Source organism: Aeromonas sp. R7-2 (genome assembly GCF_040908105.1).
Taxonomy (GTDB): Bacteria; Pseudomonadota; Gammaproteobacteria; order Enterobacterales; family Aeromonadaceae; genus Aeromonas; species Aeromonas caviae.
Map to the genome: position 1 here is coordinate 41,334 of NZ_JBFODC010000011.1, position 16,244 is coordinate 57,577.

Genomic DNA, 16,244 nt, shown 5'->3' on the forward strand with positions numbered 1-16,244 from the left:
CAAGTTGCACAACTCGCCTCTCTATGCCGCCATCGACCTCGGCTCCAACAGCTTTCACATGCTGGTGGTTCGCGAGGTCGCCGGTGCCCTGCGCACCGTCACCAAGGTCAAGCGCAAGGTACGCCTCGCCGCGGGCCTCGATGCCGATTTTCGCCTCAACCGTGCCGCCATGGAGCGGGGCTGGGATTGTTTGCGCCTCTTCTCCGAGCAGTTGCAGGACATCCCGTCCGACAACATCCGGGTAGTGGGCACCGCCACCCTGCGCCTGGCCACCAACGTCGACGAATTCATCAGCGAAGCGGAACGGGTGCTCAACCACAGCATCGAGATCATCTCGGGTGAGGAAGAAGCCAAGACCATCTATGAAGGTGTCTCCTGGACGTCGGCAGGGGAAGGCAACCGGCTGGTAATCGATATCGGCGGCGCCAGCACCGAGCTGGTGATCGGCGAGCAGAGCGAAGCCAAGCTGCTCAACAGCCTGCACATGGGCTGCGTCACCTGGCTCAACAACCACTTCGGTGATGGCGAGCTCTCCGAGGCGCGCTTCAACCAGGCCATTGCCGCCGCCAAGGCGGTACTGGAGAAAGTGGCTGCGGACTACCGTGTCCTCGGCTGGCGAACCTGCGTCGGCGCCTCCGGCACCGTCCAGGCGCTGCAGGAGATCATGCTGGCTCAGGGCAAGAGCGAGCGGGTCACCCTGCCCAAGTTGCAAGAGCTGATGGGTCAGGCCATCGCCTGCGGCAGACTCGATAAGTTGCAGCTCGAAGGGCTGGCGGCCGAACGGCTGACCGTGTTCCCCTCCGGTCTCGCCATCCTGATCGCCATTTTCGAGACCCTCGACATCGAGAGCATGACCCTGGCGGGTGGTGCACTGCGTGAAGGGCTCATCTACGGCCTGCTCGGCAACAATTACGATTGTGATGCCCGGGATCGCACCGCCGAAAGCCTGATCAGCCGCTACCAGCTCGACAAGGAGCACGCCGAGCGGGTCCGCGACACCGCCATCGAGGCGTTCACCCAGTTGCAGCCGGCCTGGCGCCTCTCCAAGCGCTACGGTCGCCCGATCCTGCGCTACGCAGCCCTGCTGCACGAAATCGGTCTGTGCATCGAGTACAAGAAGGCGCCGCAGCACGCCGCCTACATCATCGACAACATCGACATGCCGGGCTTCACCCCCGCGCAGAAGAAGCTGCTGTCGGCCCTGCTGTTCAACCAGCGGGATGAATTCAAGCTGGAGCCGCTGGAGAAACAGGGCGCCGTCACCGGTCGCCAGGCGATCCGGCTGGCCCGCATCCTGCGCATCTCCCTCATCCTCTGCATGCGCCGGACCCAGGGCACTGTGCCCAGGTTCATGCTGCAAGCCGATGAAGATGCCCTGACCCTGACCCTGCCCAAGGGGTGGCTGGACGAGCACTACCTGCGCGCCAGCGAGCTGCGCCTCGAGGTGGAACGCCAGCAGAAGATGGGCTGGTCCACCCGGCTGCTGGAAGCCTGAGCCGCACACCCCATGGCCGATTACCAACCCGTCAGCTGTGACCTGTACGACTGGCTGGAGATCGCCGCAAGCTGGCAACTGCCCGTCACGATCACCGACCGGGCTGGACGAACCTGGACGGACAGGATCCGCACCATAGAAGCCAGCGACGGAGTCGAATATCTGCTGCTGGAGCGCGCTGAGCGCCTCAGCCTGGCGGACCTGGCGACCCTGGAACTCGTCTGGCAAGGGGAAGAAAAGCGGATCCACTTCGCCCCACCCCGCAGCCAATGAATAGCAAGAGGGCCAACCTGATCAGGTTGGCCCTCTTCGTTTGACGCTCAGACTCCCTGCCAGTCGCCACTCAACTCGCCAGCGCCGCCATCACATAGACGTCGAAGCGGTTGCTCTTGGTCTCGATGGCCATGCTGGGCTTGTGCTCGTTGAGCCAGCCCGCATAGTCGGGCCGCTTCACCACCACCCGCTTGTCAGCCATCCTGAGCGCCGCCGGCAGCAGAGCATCCGCGTCGAGATCCGCCCCCACCAGGGACTGGAACACCCGCATCTCTTTTTTCACCAGCGCCGACTTCTGCTTGTGGGGGAACATGGGATCCAGGTAGATGACCTCCGGCCGCTCGGCCAGCGCCAGCAGGGTCTCCACCGCCGGGCCTTGCAGCAGTTGCATCCGCTCGCGCACCCAGGGGCCTATCTCGGGATCCTGCCCCGCCCGGGTCAGACCGTCCTGGAGCAGGGCCGCCACCACGGGGCTGCGCTCGATCAGGGTCACCTTGCAGCCGAGGGAGGCGAGCACGAAGGCATCGCGCCCGAGCCCGGCGGTGGCATCCACCACGGTCGGCATGGCTCCCGACTTCAATCCCACCGCCTTGGCGATGGACTGGCCGCGCCCGCCACCGAACTTGCGCCTATGGGCCACCGCCCCTTCCACGAAGTCCACATAGACGGCCCCCAGCTTGGGTTCGTCCAGCTTGCGCAGCTCCAACCGCGATTCGGTCAGCACCAGGGCGAAGGGAGCGGGAAACGCCACGTCGGCAAGGCGCTGGCGCAGGGCGTCGAGCTCGCCATCGCGGGCGGGCACTTCACTGAAAACCTGAATATGGGGCATAACATGGACTCATCACGGCGCAGAAGCCGGCATGATAGCAGAAGCGGGGGGTCAGCTCACCGTGGTCAGATTCGCCAGGTTCATTCCCTGACGGTTGAGACTCAGGTACTCGGTCAGATCGTCGAAGGGCAGCGGGCGGCTGAGCAGATACCCCTGGGTGAAGGCGCACCCCTTCTGGCAGAGGAAGTTGAGCTGCTCCCGGGTCTCCACCCCTTCGATCACCACCTGCATGCCGAGGTTGTGCACGATGTTGATGATGCCGTCGAGCAGCAGGCGGTCCTGCTCGTTGAAGGGAATATGGCGCACGAAGGAGCGATCGATCTTCACCAGATCCACCGGGAAGGTACGCAGGTAGTTCAGTGCCGAGTAGCCGGTGCCGAAGTCGTCGATGGCCAGCTTGCAGCCCGCCTCGCGCAGAGCATCGATCCGCACCCTGTGCTGATCGCTGGTCTCCATCAGCAGAGATTCGGTGATCTCGATGATGATGTCCGCCGGATCCAGCTCGAAGTGGCGGATCACCCTGAGCCACTCGTTGGCCTCCGGGTCTATGGTCTGGAACTCCAGGGTGGAGCGGTTGATGGACATCTGCAGATCCGGGAAGCCGGACTGCTGCAATCTGGCCAGATCCCGGCAAGACTGCCACAGCACCAGGGCACCCAGCCCCTGGATGAGCCCCGCCTCTTCCGCCAGCGGGATGAAATCCGCCGGTGAGACCTGACCCCAGTGGGGGTGATACCAGCGCACCAGGGCCTCCAGCTTGGCGACCCGGCCGCTGCGGTTGTCCCAGATGGGCTGGTAGGCCATGGTCAGCTGGCCCAGCTTGATGGCCTCCGCCAGATCGTGCTGCATCTGGTGGCGCTGGCTCACCTCTTCCCGCATGGAGGCGTTGTAGGTGCCGAGGGGGCGTCCCTGGCGCTTGGCGACGAACAGGGCCTGCTCGGCATTGCGCAAGAGCTCGTCGCTATCGCCGCCGTCATTGGGACAGAGGGTGATCCCCAGGGTGGCGGTCACATAGAGGTGCTGGTTGGCCAGCATGAAGGGGCGGGCAAAGCCGCCGATCACCTGCTTGGCAAACACCTCGGCCTGACGGCGGTTGACGATGCCGGGCACCAGGAAGGCAAACTCGTCGCCGCCGATGCGGGCCACCAGGTCCTCGGTGCGCACCCGGCTCACCAGCCGATCCGATACTTCCCGCAGCAGGGCGTCGCCCACATGGTGATCCATGCTGTTGTTGACCGCCTTGAAGTTGTTGAGGTCGAGCACCATGAGGGCGAAGCGCTCCCCCCGCTCGCAGAAGCGGGCCAGACAGCGACCGAACAGCCAGCGGTTGGGCAGGCCGGTGAGGTTGTCGTAGTTGGCCTGGGCGGCGATCTTCTGCTCCGCCAGCTTGGTCTGGGAAAGATCGCTGAAGATGGCGATGTACTGACTGATCTTGCCCCCTTCCCGCACGGCGCTGATCATCAGCTGCTGGGGATAAAGCTTGCCGTTCTTGCGCTTGTTCCACACCTCCCCACGCCAGATCCCCACCCGCTCCAGGGCGTGGTACATGTCCGCATAGAAGGTCTGATCGTGCAGTCCGGACTTGAGCATGCTGGGCCGCTGGCCACACGCCTCCTCCTCGCTGTAACCGGTGATCTTCTCGAAGGCCGGATTGACCGAGATGATGCGACTGTCGGCATCGCACACCAGAATGGCTTCGGAGAGATTGTCATAGACCCGGTGGGAGAGCTTGAGCTGCTCCGCATGGCGCCTGATGGGATCGATGTTCTCCAGCACCACCATGAGATAGTCGGGGTGCATCTGCTCGTTGCGGATCAGGGTCACCGTCACCCGTCCCCACAGGACGGTCCCATCCCGATGGAGATAACGCTTCTCCTGGGTAAACGCGGGACGCTCTCCCCGCTTGAGGGCGTCGTAGAGCGCAATGCTGGTCTGCCAGTCGTCCGGATGGTTGATTTCGGCGACGGTGAGCTGTTGCAGCTCCTCCTGGCTGTAGCCGAGCATCTTCTCGATGGCCGGGTTCGCCCAGAGGATCTTGCCGCCCAGATCCACCTTGCCGATGCCCACGGGCGCATGGGACATCATGGTGTCCAGGAAGTGGTGATGTTCCGGTTGCGCCGGCTGCTCCTGGCTCTGGCGCTGCTGATACATCAGCGCCAGTTCACGACCGGCGAGCGGGGCCAGCAGACGCAGCAGGCCCACTATCTTCTCCATTCTCGGCATGGCCCGCTTGAACATGACGCTACACAGGCCGATGGTCTCTCCCTCGGCGTTCTTGAGCGCGACGCCGGCATAGGCTCTCACCTCGCAGCGCTCCAGCACGGCGGCGTGGGGGAACAGCTGGCGGGTGCGATCACTGAACCAGGCTTCACCCTGTTGCATGGCGATCTCGCCCGGAGTGTCGGCGAGGGGGAAGCTGTAGGAGTTGATGTCGAGGGAGGCGGGATAGGCGGCATGCACGGTAAAGAACAGACCCGCCTGATCCTTGCCGGACACCAGGACGAAGTCAGCCCCCACCGCGTTGGCGATTTCACTCACAAAGGCATCAAAATATCCCTGACCACTCGAATGAGACAGGCTGGAGATGATTTGATAGACAGACTCGAGTGCTCGCCTCATGGCAAGGTTCTTTCTCTCCCTGGAAGGTAGAACCCGACTCTACTGAAGAGGCGGGGACAGTGCAAACATGCACTCCGCAAGATATTAAAAAGGCTTGGAAAAAGGGACCAAAAGGTCCCTTTTTCTATCAAAAATCACGTTTCGATCCCACTATGCCGCAAATGTGTACCTGCTTGAAGCTCCCGCAGTGGCGCGGCAGCTCATCCAATCGAGGCTCACTGTGGCGGCGGGACCTCACGCGGCGATACCGCTGTGACGCAGCAGCGCATCCACCTGGGGCTCCCGGCCACGGAAGGCACGGAACAGCTCCATCGGCTCCCTGGAGCCGCCCTTTTCCAGAATGTTCTTCAGGAAGGAGTGGCCCGTGGCCGGGTTGAAGATCCCCTCCTCCTCGAAGCGGGAGAAGGCGTCGGCAGAGAGTACCTCGGCCCACTTGTAGCTGTAGTAGCCCGCCGCATAGCCGCCCGCGAAGATGTGGGAGAAGCTGTGCTGGAAGCGGTTGAACGCCGGAGGCGTCATCACGGCGACCTGGCTGCGCACCTCATCCAGCAGCGCAGGGATCTGATCCGCTCTGGTCGGGTCAAAGGTCTGGTGCAGACGGAAGTCGAACAGGGCGAACTCCAGCTGGCGCAGCATCTGCATCGCCGCCTGGAAGTTGCGGGCGGTCAGCATCTTCTCCAGCAGATCGGCGGGCAGCGGCTCCCCGGTCTCGTAATGGCCGGAGATGAAGGCCAGCGCCTCGGATTCCCAGCACCAGTTCTCGAGGAACTGGCTCGGCAGCTCCACCGCATCCCAGGCCACGCCGTTGATGCCGGCCACGCCAGCCACATCGATGCGGGTCAGCATGTGGTGAATGCCGTGGCCGAACTCGTGGAACAGGGTGACCACTTCGTTGTGGGTGAACAGGGCCGGTTTGCCGTCCACCGGGCCGTTGAAGTTGCAGGTCAGGTAGGCCACCGGCTTTTGCAGGGAGCCGTCCTGACGGTAGCGGCGACCCAGGCAGACATCCATCCAGGCGCCGCCCTGCTTGTGCTCGCGGGCGTAGAGATCCAGGTAGAAGCTGCCGCGCAGCTCGTCATCGGCGTCAAAGATGTCGTAGAAGCGCACGTCCGGGTGCCAGGTGTCGATGCCGAGACGCTCGCGCACCTTCATGCCGAACACCCGCTTGACCACCTCGAACAGCCCCTTCACGACCCGACCAGCGGGGAAATAAGGACGCAACTGCTCATCAGAGACCGAAAACTTGTGCTGTTTGAGCTTTTCTGCGTAATAGGCAAGATCCCAGGCCGCCAGTTCGTCCTGACCGTGCTGCTCGGCGGCAAAGGCGCGGATCTCCTCCAGCTCCGCCTTGCCTTGGGGCAGGGACTTGGCAGCCAGGTCGGTGAGGAAGTCCACCACCTGCTCCGGCTTGTCCGCCATCTTGGTCGCGAGGGAGAGCTCGGCATAGTTGGCAAAGCCCAGCAGTCGGGCCAGCTCCCGGCGCAGGGTGAGCAACTCGGTCATGATGGCGGAGTTGTCCCACTTGCCGGCGTTGGGGCCCTGGTCGGAGGCGCGGGTGGTGAAGGCCTCATACAGCTCGGCACGCAGGGCGCGGCTGTCGGCATACATCATCACCGGCAGGTAGGAGGGGATGTCCAGGGTGAACAGCCACCCCTCCTTGCCCTTGAGTTCGGCCATCTGGCGCGCGGCAGCCTGCGCGCTCGCGGGCAGACCGGCCAGCTCGGCCTCGTCGGTCACCAGCTTGTGCCAGCCCTGGGTCGCGTCCAGCACGTTGTTGCTGAAACGGGAGGCGAGCTCCGAGAGGCGGGCCTGGATCTCGCCGTAGCGCTGCTGCGCCTCGGCAGGCAGACCGATGCCGGAGAGGCGGAAATCGCGCAGGGTGTTCAGGATCTCCTTGCGCTGGGCATCATCGAGCCGGGGGAAGTCATCGCTCTCGGAGAGGGCCAGATAGGCTTGATAGAGCCCTTCATGCTGACCGACATAGGTCTGGAATTCGGAAAGCAGCGGCAGGCAGGCATCGTGAGCCGCCCGCAGCGCCTCGCTGTTCTGCACGGCGTTGAGGTGGCTGATGGGGGACCAGATCCGGGAGAGGCGGTCGTTGACCTCTTCCAGCGGGGCGATCAGGCTGTCCCAGGTGTGAGGCTCCTTCTGGGCCAGCACGTCCTCAATCTTCTGTTTGCAATCGGCGATGGCCTGCGTCACGGCAGGTTGCACCTGATCGGGCTGGATCTGGCTGAAGGGAGGCAGCGAGTCCATTGTCAGCAAAGGGTTAGTCATCTGCGGTACCTCTAAATGCTCTGCAGCCCCTGCCGTCCAGAAGCCTGCTTGGACCATCTAAGATGTAGGCAGAAACCCCATTTATCAAGCCTTTGCCGCCAAGAGACGGGCATGTTGCCCACTTTTTCAGGCATTTTGTTCATAAAACCAGCACTTCATCAGCCAGAGACGACAATGCCGGCCCGAGGGCCGGCATTGTGAGGGCATGGACACTCCCCGCCTCAGCGTCGGGCGTCCTCTTTCAACCACTGGGCGACCCGCTTGGCGAAGTAGGTGAGGATGCCATCGGCCCCGGCCCGCTTGAAGCAGAGCAGGGATTCCATCACGCACTCTTTCTCCTTGAGCCAGCCATTCTGGATCGCCGCCATGTGCATGGCGTACTCGCCGCTCACCTGATAGGCGAAGGTCGGCACGCCGAACTGATCCTTCACCCGGCGGATGATGTCCAGGTAGGGCATGCCCGGCTTGACCATCACGCTGTCCGCCCCTTCGGCGATGTCGAGGGCCACCTCGTGCAGGGCTTCGTTGCCGTTGGCCGGGTCCATCTGGTAGGTGGCCTTGTTGCTCTTGCCGAGGTTGGCGGCGGAGCCCACCGCATCGCGGAACGGGCCGTAGTAGTGGGAGGCGTACTTGGCGGAGTAGGCCATGATCTGCACGTTGACGAAGCCATTCTCCTCCAGCGCCGCGCGGATGGCACCAATGCGGCCGTCCATCATGTCGGACGGGGCCACCATGTCGGCCCCGGCGGCGGCATGGGAGAGCGCCTGCTTCACCAGGATCTCGGTGGTGATGTCGTTCTGCACATAGCCTTCGTCATCGATGATGCCGTCCTGGCCATGGGTGGTGAAGGGGTCGAGCGCCACATCGGTGATGACCCCGAGCTCCGGGAAGCGAGCCTTGAGGGCACGGGTCGCCCGCTGGGCCAGGGCATCCGGGTTGTAAGCCTCTTCCGCCATCAGACTCTTTCTCTCCAGCGGCGTCACCGGGAACAGGGCCACCGCCGGCACACCCAGGGCCACCAGTTCGGCGGCCTCTTCGAGCAGCAGATCGATGGAGAGCCTGTCCACCCCCGGCATGGAGGCAACGGCCTCTCGCTGACCCTCCCCCTCCAGCACGAACACGGGATAGATGAGATCGTCGACGGTCAGTACGTTCTCGCGCACCAGGCGGCGGCTGAAGTCATGTTTGCGCACCCGGCGCAGGCGACGGCCCGGGAAGGCCCCCGGAAGAGTTGTGGCCATGAATCACTCCAAAAGCGGAAGTTGGAAGAATGCGGCGGAGGTGGCCCGGGTATGGGCCAGCAAGGCCTCGGGCGCTTCACCACGGCAGGCCGCCACCACCTGGGCGATGTGCGGCAAAAAAGCGGGTTCGTTGCGTTTGGGCCTGGGTTTCAGATCCCGCGGCACCAGGTAGGGGGCGTCCGTCTCTATCATCAGGCGACCCGCCGGAATGCGGGCCACCTGCTCGCGCAGCAGCTGGCCACGGCGCTCGTCACAGAGCCAGCCGGTCACCCCGATATGCAGCCCCAGCGCCAGGCACTCGTCCAGCTCGGCGTCGGAGCCGGTGAAGCAGTGCAGCACGGCCCCCGGCAGGCGGGGCAACCAGGGGCGCAGGATCTCGACGAATTTGTCATGGGCATCGCGGCAGTGCAGAAACACCGGCATCCCGAGCTCGGCGGCGAGCGCCAGCTGGGCGTCAAACACCGCATCCTGCACCGGGCGGGGGGAGAAGTCCCGGTTGTAGTCGAGACCGCACTCGCCGATAGCCACCACCTGGGGCAGGGCCGCCAGTTCCCGCAGGGCGGGCAGGGTCGCCTCATTGACGCTTTTGGCATCATGGGGATGTACCCCGGCGGTGGAGAAGCAGTAACCGGGCCAGCGGGCGGCCAATGCGGCACTTTCGCGGCTGCCGGCCAGATCGGTGCCGGTCAGGATCAGGGCTTCCACCCCGGCGGCGCGCGCGCGTTCCACCAGGTCGGCTTGTTCGCCTGCGAACTGGCTGCTGGTCAGGTTCAAACCGATGTCGATCATGGAGTCAGGGGTTCCGGACAAACGAGGTGCATATCAGGCATTTGAAAACCATCTACTCGATGGGGCCTTACCATACGCCTCGAACGGATGCATGAAAAGAGGAAGGGAGCCTCAGCTCCCCTCTTCCGTTTGTTGCTGCTCTTCGTCCTCTTTCTTCACGTAGAAGCGGGCGAAGAACAGACCTATCTCCCACAGGCCCCACATGGGGATCGCGAGCAGGGTCTGGGAGAAGACATCGGGCGGCGTCAGCAACATACCGACCACGAAGACCCCGACGATGACGTAGGGGCGCTTCTCCTTCAGGCTCCTGGGGGTGGTCACCCCGGTCCAGCAGAGCAGTATGGTGGCCACCGGGATCTCGAACGCCACCCCGAACGCGAAGAACAGGGTCAGCACGAAGTCCAGGTAGCTGGCGATGTCGGTCGCCACCGTCACCCCGGCGGGGGCGGTACTGGTGAAGAAGCCGAACACCAGGGGGAACACCACGTAGTAGGCGAACGCCATCCCCGCATAGAACAGCACGGCGCTGGAGGCCACCAAAGGCAGGATCAGCCGCCGTTCGTGCTGGTACAGACCGGGTGCGATGAAGGCCCAGGCCTGATAGAGCAGATAGGGGATCGCCACGAAGAAGGAGACCACCAGGGTCAGCTTGATGGGCGTGATGAAGGGCGTCGCCACATCCGTCGCTATCATGCTGGTGCCTGCCGGCAACTGGCTGAGCAGCGGCTGGGCCACGAAGTCGTAGATGTTGTTGGAGAAGTAGATGAGCGCGATGAACACCAGCAGGATGGCGGAGATGGCGCGCAGCAGACGGGTTCTCAGCTCCACCAGATGGCTGATGAGGGGTTGTTCTGCCTGACTCATGGCTTCACCTCCCCTGTGGCTGCGGACTCGCTGGCAGGCACAGGCTCGCTCTCTCGCTGGCTGTTGACCGGTGGCACCTCTGGGGTCGCGGGCACCGAGGCCGCCACCGGAATGGCTGGCTCAGCCTGGGCGGGCTCCCGAGGCGGGCGGATCTCGTTCTCCCCCTGATAGGGACGATTCACCGACTGGGCGGCCGCTTTCAACTGCTCGATGGACTCCTGCAGCTCGGGGCTCAGGTTGTTCATCTGCAACCGTTCGGCCTTCTTCAGATCGTTGTGCAGATCCTGCAACTTGAGCTCCTGTTCCAGCTCGGCCTTGACCGAGTTGGCGGTGCTGCGGATCAGCCTTATCCAGTGGCTGGCGGTGCGGATCGCGACCGGCAACCGCTCGGGACCCAGCACCACCAGGGCGACGACGCCGATGACGACCAGTTCCCAAAAACCGATGTCGAACATGGCTTAGGCCTGATCTTTGTCTTTCTGCTTGGCGGCTTCGGCGTTGCTGGCCGTCTCGTTCAACTGCTTGGTCGGGAACTCGGCATCTTTCTGCTCGGGTTTGGTGTCGGCCGGCTCATCGGAGAGCGCCTTCTTGAACCCCTTGACCGCCGCGCCCAGATCGCCGCCGATACCGCGCAATTTCTTGGTGCCGAACAACAGCACGACGATGACTGCGATGATCAACAACTGCCAAATACTGATACCACCCATGACTTTCTCTCCGGATAGGCGCCCGATGGCGCAGGTTATTTAATGGGAACGGGTTCGCAACCAACCCAGCAGCCAGCATAACCCGGCGCCGGCGAGGCTGATTTGTCCCCACTCAATGTGTTGTTTCTGGGTCAGCAAGAATACACCCGCGAGCAGCAGGCTGGCTCCAACCCCTAAGAGGTAGCGGGCCTGCCCCTGACGGCGACTGTGGCGGCGGAAATCGGCAAACATCTGGTCGAAGTGGTGCTGCTGATGGCGGGCCTGACGCAGGGTCTCGTAGACCAGCTCCGGCAGCTCCGGCAGTTTCTCCGCCCAGAACGGCGCCTTCTCCTTGATGGCATTCCACACCGCCTTGGGGCCGACCTGCTCGTGCATCCAGTTTTCCAGATAGGGCTTGGCGGTCTGCCACAAATCCAGCTGGGGATAGAGCTGGCGACCCAGCCCTTCCACATAGAGCAGGGTCTTTTGCAGCAGCACCAGCTGCGGCTGCACCTGCATGTTGAAGCGACGAGCGGTGTTGAACAGATTGAGCAGCACGTGGCCGAAGGAGATCTCGGAGAGCGGTTTCTCGAAGATGGGCTCCAGCACGGTGCGGATGGCGAACTCGAACTCGTCCACCTTGGTATCGGGCGGTACCCAGCCTGACTCTACGTGCAGCTCGGCCACACGGCGGTAGTCGCGGTTGAAGAAGGCGAGGAAGTTCTCCGCCAGGTAGCGCTTGTCTTCCCGGTTGAGGGTGCCGACGATGCCGCAGTCGATGCCGATCCAGAGCGGATTCTCGGGGTGTTCGAAAGAGACGAAGATGTTGCCCGGGTGCATGTCGGCGTGGAAGAAGCTGTCGCGGAACACCTGGGTGAAGAACACTTCCACTCCGCGCTCGGCCAGCAGCTTCATGTTGGTGCCGTTGGCTTCCAGCGCGGCAATGTCGGAGACCGGAATGCCGTAGATACGCTCCATCACCAGCACCTGCTCACGGCAATGGTCCGTGAACACCTCGGGCACATAGAGCGCCTCGGAACCGGTGAAGTTGCGGCGCAGCTGGATGGCGTTGGCCGCTTCGCGCATCAGGTTGAGCTCGTCGAGTATGGTCTTGCGATACTCCTCCACCACCTCGACGGGGCGCAGTCGTCCGCTCTGGGGCACGAAACGGGCCACCAGACGGGCCAGGGCCTGCATCAGGCGCAGGTCGGCCTCGATGACCGGCTCGATATCGGGACGGATCACCTTGATGACGATCTCGCGGCCGTTCTCCTTCAACCGGGCGGTGTGCACCTGGGCGATGGAGGCGGACGCCAGCGGCGTCTCATCGAAGTCATCGAACAGGGCCTCGACGGGGCAACCCAGGCTCTCTTCTATCTGGCGACGGGCGGCCTGACCACAGAAGGGAGGCACCCTGTCCTGCAGCAGGGCCAGCTCTTCGGCAATGTCGGGGGGCAGCAGGTCTCGGCGGGTCGAGAGCATCTGGCCGAACTTGATGAAGATGGGGCCCAGGGCCTCGAAGGCGAGGCGAATACGGGCGCCACGGCTCATGCCTTGTTGCTTGTTCTTGAGCCAGAACAGACTGCGACGGGCCAGACGGCCAGGCCAGGGCTGATAACGGGCGGGCACCAGCTCGTCGATGCCCTGTTCCAGCAGGATGCTGACGATGCGATAGAGGCGTTTGAACTCCTTCGGGGTCATCAGCTCACCTGCTGTTCGAGGCGGGCAAGCCGCAACTCGATCGCCTTCATCTGTTGGGCCAGCTCTTCGACATCGTCATTGAAGCTCGCCACTTCCAGCGGACCCGGGGCAAGCCTCGCCTCCTCGGTCAGATACTCAGCCACTTGACGCTGGGAACGGCACAACTCTCGCCCCACAAAACGGCGAGCCTGACGGGCACCACTGCACAGGGTGTGGGCCACCACATCGCCGGTGTAGCGGGACAGCTCCTCTTCCCAGTCGATATCGAGCTCGCCAAGCAGGGCGCTGAATGCCTGCACCAGCAGGGGGTCACCGCTCAGGTCCAGCTTCTCCTCGCGGATATAGCGGGTCAGGGCGGAAGGCTCTTTGAGCAGGCCGAGGGCGGTCAGGGAGAGGCTCAGCACCGCATCCGCCTCCCCTTCAAACCTGGCCAGCACATCCAGACGGCGCTCCGAGAAGACAAACCAGAGCGGCTTGAGCTCGCGCAGCTCCAGTTTGAGTACCTTGCCCGTCAGCTTGCGCAGCCGCTCCGGGCTCTGTTTGTCCAGGGCCAGCAACTGGTTGAGGCTGGTTTCGATCACTGCGGTGACCATGGCATCCATCGGCATAGGCGACCTTAAAACTTGTAACCGCGGTGCAGGGCAACCACGCCCTGGGTCAGGTTGTAGAACTCAACCTGTTCGAACCCGACATTCTCCATCATGCCTGCCAGGGTCTGCTGATCCGGGTGCATGCGGATGGATTCCGCCAGGTATTTGTAACTTTCGCTGTCATTCGCGACGATTTCGCCCATTTTCGGCAGCAATTTGAAGGAGTAGAGATCATACAGCTTGGCGATCACTTCGCTCACCGGCTTGGAGAACTCCAGCACCAGCAGGCGGCCACCCGGCTTGAGCACCCGGAACATGGAGGCAAGCGCCTTGTCCTTGTCGGTGACGTTGCGCAGGCCGAAGCCGATGGTGATGACGTCGAAGTGGTTGTCCGGGAAGGGGAGCGCCTCGGCATTGGCCTGTACGTAGGAGACGTTGTTGGCCACCCCCAGGTTGCGCAGCTTGTCGCGGCCCACTTTCAGCATGGAGTCGTTGATGTCCGCCAGGACCACCTGACCGGTCTCGCCCACGATGCGGGAGAACTTGGCGGTCAAATCCCCTGTGCCGCCAGCCAGATCCAGCACCTTCTGTCCTTTGCGGACACCGGAGCAGTCGATGGTAAAGCGCTTCCAGAGGCGATGGATGCCGAACGACATCAGATCGTTCATCAGATCGTACTTGGCCGCTACCGAATGAAAGACACCGGCGACCAGGGTTTCCTTCTCGGTCGCTGCCACGGTTTTATAGCCAAAATGCGTAGTAGTAGTCTGTTCCGACATCCCTCAAATACCCATAGAGCAAAGAATGGCCGCCAGTTTACCAGAGCCGATGGCGTGCGGACACCTCAAACCCGGCTTGCGACCAACTGCATACCCAGCACGACCATGGCCAGACAGAGGAACAGATTGAGACCGATATTGAGCAGCGCCTTCAGATAGGCCCCTTGCTGGGCCAGCACGACCGTGTCGAGGGCAAAGGAGGAGAAGGTGGTCAAGGCGCCGAGGATACCCACCATCAGCAATGGCTTCATCGGGTGTTCCACCACGTGACCATGGCTGATCAGGGCATAGGCAATCCCCATGATGAAGGAACCCACCACGTTGACCACCAGGGTGCCATAGGGAAAGTGGCGTCCCAGCAGCCATGCCATCAGCTCGGCGATGCCAAAGCGCAGGCAGGCACCGAAGGCGCCCCCGACAGCGACAAATAACCAGGTTTGCATCAAGCAGTCTCCAAGATTGTCAGGTTGGCATTATGCAAAATCTCGACAGCAGGGGACAGCCGGGCAATTAATCGACCCGGCAAGACCCTAGCGGCGAAAGTCTACCCGTTCTGGATTCACAAGATGGAGGGTCGTCTCGGCCGGGCGAGTATCGGCGATGACTCTGCCATGACGGATGGAATAACATACCGGCACCTGGCGGCGCACCGCATCGAAACCATTCTCTGCAGGAAGGATCAGCAGGTTGGCGGGCTTGCCCACCTCGATGCCGTAGCGATCCTGCACGTTCAGGGTGCGGGCACTGTGACAGCTGATCAGCTTGAGACTGTCGTTGATCTGTTCGTAGCCCATGATCTGGCAGACATGCAGCCCCATATGCAGCACCTGCAACATGTTGGCCGTGCCCATGGGATACCAGGGATCGAACACGTCGTCGTGGCCGAAGCAGACGTTGATGTTCGCCTCCAGCATCTCCTTCACCCGGGTGATGCCACGACGCTTGGGATAGGTATCGAAGCGCCCCTGCAGGTGAATGTTTACCAGCGGATTGGCGACGAAGTTGATGTCCGCCATCCTGAGCAGCCGGAACAGCCGCGAGGCATAGGCTCCGTTATAGGAGTGCATGGCGGTGGTGTGGCTGGCGGTTACCCTATGGCCAATACCGCGCTCGTAGGCCAAGGTTGCCAGCGTCTCGATAAAACGGGACTGTTCGTCATCGATTTCGTCGCAATGCACATCCACCAGAACCTGATATTTCTCCGCAAGATCGAAGACGTAGTGCAGACTCTCGACCCCGTACTCCCGGGTAAACTCGAAATGGGGGATGGCACCGATCACGTCGGCCCCCAGCTTGAGAGCCTCTTCCAGCAATGCCTTGCCGTTGGGGTAGGAGAGGATCCCCTCCTGTGGGAAGGCCACTATCTGCAGCTCCACCCACTCCTTCATCTCCTCCCGCACCTCCAGCATCGCCTTCAGGGCGACCAGATTGGGGTCGGAAACATCCACGTGAGTCCGCACGAACTGGATGCCGTTGGCAATCTGCCATTTCAGTGTCTGGATGGCGCGTTGTTTCACATCCTCATGGGTCAGCAGCGCCTTGCGCTCGGCCCAACGCTCGATCCCCTCGAACAGGGTGCCGGAGAGGTTCCAGCTCGGCTCGCCAGCCGTCTGGGTTGTATCGAGGTGAATGTGCGGTTCGATAAAGGGGGGGATGACAAGGCCTTGCTCACCATCAAGCTCGCGGGCAGAGAGCAGCTGAGTGCTCATGGGCTCGATGGCCCGGATCACGCCTCCCTGACAGAGGATTTGCCACATCCCTTCCCTGCCCGCCAGACGCACATTCCTAATCAGCATGTTCTTCCCCTTCGAAAGCGTAGTTGTCTTTGCCAATCCACAACTTAGCCCGGATCCCTTTAATAGAGAAGCGCCGCCCGGAAAGCATACGGGATAGAAAGGGAAGATATGTCAGCAACAAGAAGGTGCGACATTGCAGGACTGCAATTTGCGATGGATGGCCGAAAGGCAGATACAAAAAAGCCTCCCGATTGGGAGGCTTTCTCATTTAATGGTGCTGATACCCAGAATCGAACTGGGGACCTCATCCTTACCAAGGATGCGCTCTACCGACTGAGCCATATCAGCACACTAACCGGTAAAGA

At 62.5% G+C, this 16,244-nt stretch carries 15 protein-coding genes and 1 tRNA gene; 2 read left to right on the top strand and 14 right to left on the bottom strand.

Features of this window, described 5'->3' with window-relative positions:
- The first annotated feature begins 4 nt into the window (after positions 1–4).
- Both gppA and AB5Y47_RS01330 read left to right on the top strand, forming a co-directional pair.
- Complete coding sequence (gene gppA, locus AB5Y47_RS01325) at positions 5–1,495, top strand: guanosine-5'-triphosphate,3'-diphosphate diphosphatase (RefSeq protein ID WP_368219632.1); 1,491 nt, start codon at positions 5–7, stop codon at positions 1,493–1,495.
- Positions 1,496–1,507: 12 nt separating this feature from the next.
- Positions 1,508–1,768, top strand: a complete 261-nt coding sequence (locus AB5Y47_RS01330; protein WP_069784334.1) for a Rho-binding antiterminator — start codon at positions 1,508–1,510, stop codon at positions 1,766–1,768.
- 70 nt (positions 1,769–1,838) lie between these two features.
- Here the strand turns inward: AB5Y47_RS01330 and AB5Y47_RS01335 are convergent, their stop codons facing one another.
- The 14 genes from AB5Y47_RS01335 to AB5Y47_RS01400 form a co-directional block, all read right to left on the bottom strand.
- Complete coding sequence (locus tag AB5Y47_RS01335; protein ID WP_069784359.1) at positions 1,839–2,588, bottom strand: class I SAM-dependent methyltransferase; 750 nt, start codon at positions 2,586–2,588, stop codon at positions 1,839–1,841.
- Positions 2,589–2,648: 60 nt separating this feature from the next.
- The gene (locus AB5Y47_RS01340; RefSeq protein WP_043155406.1) at positions 2,649–5,216 is read right to left on the bottom strand and encodes a bifunctional diguanylate cyclase/phosphodiesterase; all 2,568 of its coding nucleotides are present in this window, start codon (positions 5,214–5,216) and stop codon (positions 2,649–2,651) included.
- 234 nt (positions 5,217–5,450) lie between these two features.
- Positions 5,451–7,493, bottom strand: coding sequence for an oligopeptidase A (gene prlC / locus AB5Y47_RS01345; protein WP_045522605.1), 2,043 nt, complete (start codon positions 7,491–7,493; stop codon positions 5,451–5,453).
- A 221-nt stretch (positions 7,494–7,714) separates the two neighbouring features.
- Positions 7,715–8,734, bottom strand: coding sequence for a porphobilinogen synthase (gene hemB, locus AB5Y47_RS01350; RefSeq protein ID WP_039041081.1), 1,020 nt, complete (start codon positions 8,732–8,734; stop codon positions 7,715–7,717).
- Positions 8,735–8,737: 3 nt separating this feature from the next.
- Positions 8,738–9,523 (bottom strand): TatD family hydrolase, encoded by a 786-nt coding sequence (locus AB5Y47_RS01355; RefSeq protein ID WP_049636359.1) that lies wholly within the window; start codon positions 9,521–9,523, stop codon positions 8,738–8,740.
- Between the two features lie 111 nt (positions 9,524–9,634).
- A complete protein-coding gene (tatC, locus tag AB5Y47_RS01360; RefSeq protein WP_010672360.1) occupies positions 9,635–10,387 on the bottom strand; it encodes a twin-arginine translocase subunit TatC in 753 nt (250 codons plus the stop codon).
- On the bottom strand, positions 10,384–10,842 hold the full coding sequence (tatB, locus tag AB5Y47_RS01365; RefSeq protein WP_368219635.1) for a Sec-independent protein translocase protein TatB: 459 nt from the start codon (positions 10,840–10,842) through the stop codon (positions 10,384–10,386). The genes tatC and tatB overlap by 4 nt, the downstream gene beginning before the upstream one ends.
- A gap of 3 nt (positions 10,843–10,845) precedes the next feature.
- Entirely contained in the window at positions 10,846–11,094 is a 249-nt protein-coding gene (gene tatA, locus AB5Y47_RS01370; RefSeq protein ID WP_010672358.1) for a Sec-independent protein translocase subunit TatA, read from the bottom strand.
- Between the two features lie 39 nt (positions 11,095–11,133).
- Positions 11,134–12,774 carry a ubiquinone biosynthesis regulatory protein kinase UbiB gene (gene ubiB, locus AB5Y47_RS01375; RefSeq protein ID WP_039041079.1) on the bottom strand — a complete coding sequence of 547 codons (1,641 nt, stop codon included), beginning with the start codon at positions 12,772–12,774 and terminating at the stop codon, positions 11,134–11,136.
- Positions 12,774–13,382: an SCP2 domain-containing protein gene (locus tag AB5Y47_RS01380; RefSeq protein ID WP_368219636.1), complete on the bottom strand. Its 609-nt coding sequence runs from the start codon at positions 13,380–13,382 to the stop codon at positions 12,774–12,776. Before AB5Y47_RS01380 ends, ubiB begins: the two co-directional genes overlap by 1 nt.
- Positions 13,383–13,390: 8 nt before the next feature.
- On the bottom strand, positions 13,391–14,143 hold the full coding sequence (ubiE, locus tag AB5Y47_RS01385) for a bifunctional demethylmenaquinone methyltransferase/2-methoxy-6-polyprenyl-1,4-benzoquinol methylase UbiE (protein ID WP_039041078.1): 753 nt from the start codon (positions 14,141–14,143) through the stop codon (positions 13,391–13,393).
- A 65-nt stretch (positions 14,144–14,208) separates the two neighbouring features.
- Positions 14,209–14,586: a fluoride efflux transporter CrcB gene (gene crcB, locus AB5Y47_RS01390; RefSeq protein ID WP_039041077.1), complete on the bottom strand. Its 378-nt coding sequence runs from the start codon at positions 14,584–14,586 to the stop codon at positions 14,209–14,211.
- Positions 14,587–14,673: 87 nt separating this feature from the next.
- Positions 14,674–15,939 (bottom strand): cytosine deaminase, encoded by a 1,266-nt coding sequence (locus tag AB5Y47_RS01395; protein ID WP_049636357.1) that lies wholly within the window; start codon positions 15,937–15,939, stop codon positions 14,674–14,676.
- A 212-nt stretch (positions 15,940–16,151) separates the two neighbouring features.
- A tRNA-Thr gene (locus AB5Y47_RS01400) sits at positions 16,152–16,227 on the bottom strand.
- Between the last annotated feature and the right edge of the window lie 17 nt (positions 16,228–16,244).

What these genes read in the sequence shown, in the direction of transcription:
- AB5Y47_RS01330 (WP_069784334.1), top strand. Translation starts at nt 1,508, where the DNA reads ATGGCCGATTACCAACCCGTCAGCTGTGACCTGTACGACTGGCTGGAG.
- AB5Y47_RS01340 (WP_043155406.1), bottom strand. Translation starts at nt 5,216, where the DNA reads ATGAGGCGAGCACTCGAGTCTGTCTATCAAATCATCTCCAGCCTGTCT.
- prlC (WP_045522605.1), bottom strand. Translation starts at nt 7,493, where the DNA reads ATGACTAACCCTTTGCTGACAATGGACTCGCTGCCTCCCTTCAGCCAG.
- hemB (WP_039041081.1), bottom strand. Translation starts at nt 8,734, where the DNA reads ATGGCCACAACTCTTCCGGGGGCCTTCCCGGGCCGTCGCCTGCGCCGG.
- AB5Y47_RS01355 (WP_049636359.1), bottom strand. Translation starts at nt 9,523, where the DNA reads ATGATCGACATCGGTTTGAACCTGACCAGCAGCCAGTTCGCAGGCGAA.
- tatC (WP_010672360.1), bottom strand. Translation starts at nt 10,387, where the DNA reads ATGAGTCAGGCAGAACAACCCCTCATCAGCCATCTGGTGGAGCTGAGA.
- tatB (WP_368219635.1), bottom strand. Translation starts at nt 10,842, where the DNA reads ATGTTCGACATCGGTTTTTGGGAACTGGTCGTCATCGGCGTCGTCGCC.
- tatA (WP_010672358.1), bottom strand. Translation starts at nt 11,094, where the DNA reads ATGGGTGGTATCAGTATTTGGCAGTTGTTGATCATCGCAGTCATCGTC.
- ubiB (WP_039041079.1), bottom strand. Translation starts at nt 12,774, where the DNA reads ATGACCCCGAAGGAGTTCAAACGCCTCTATCGCATCGTCAGCATCCTG.
- AB5Y47_RS01380 (WP_368219636.1), bottom strand. Translation starts at nt 13,382, where the DNA reads ATGCCGATGGATGCCATGGTCACCGCAGTGATCGAAACCAGCCTCAAC.
- ubiE (WP_039041078.1), bottom strand. Translation starts at nt 14,143, where the DNA reads ATGTCGGAACAGACTACTACTACGCATTTTGGCTATAAAACCGTGGCA.
- crcB (WP_039041077.1), bottom strand. Translation starts at nt 14,586, where the DNA reads ATGCAAACCTGGTTATTTGTCGCTGTCGGGGGCGCCTTCGGTGCCTGC.
- AB5Y47_RS01395 (WP_049636357.1), bottom strand. Translation starts at nt 15,939, where the DNA reads ATGCTGATTAGGAATGTGCGTCTGGCGGGCAGGGAAGGGATGTGGCAA.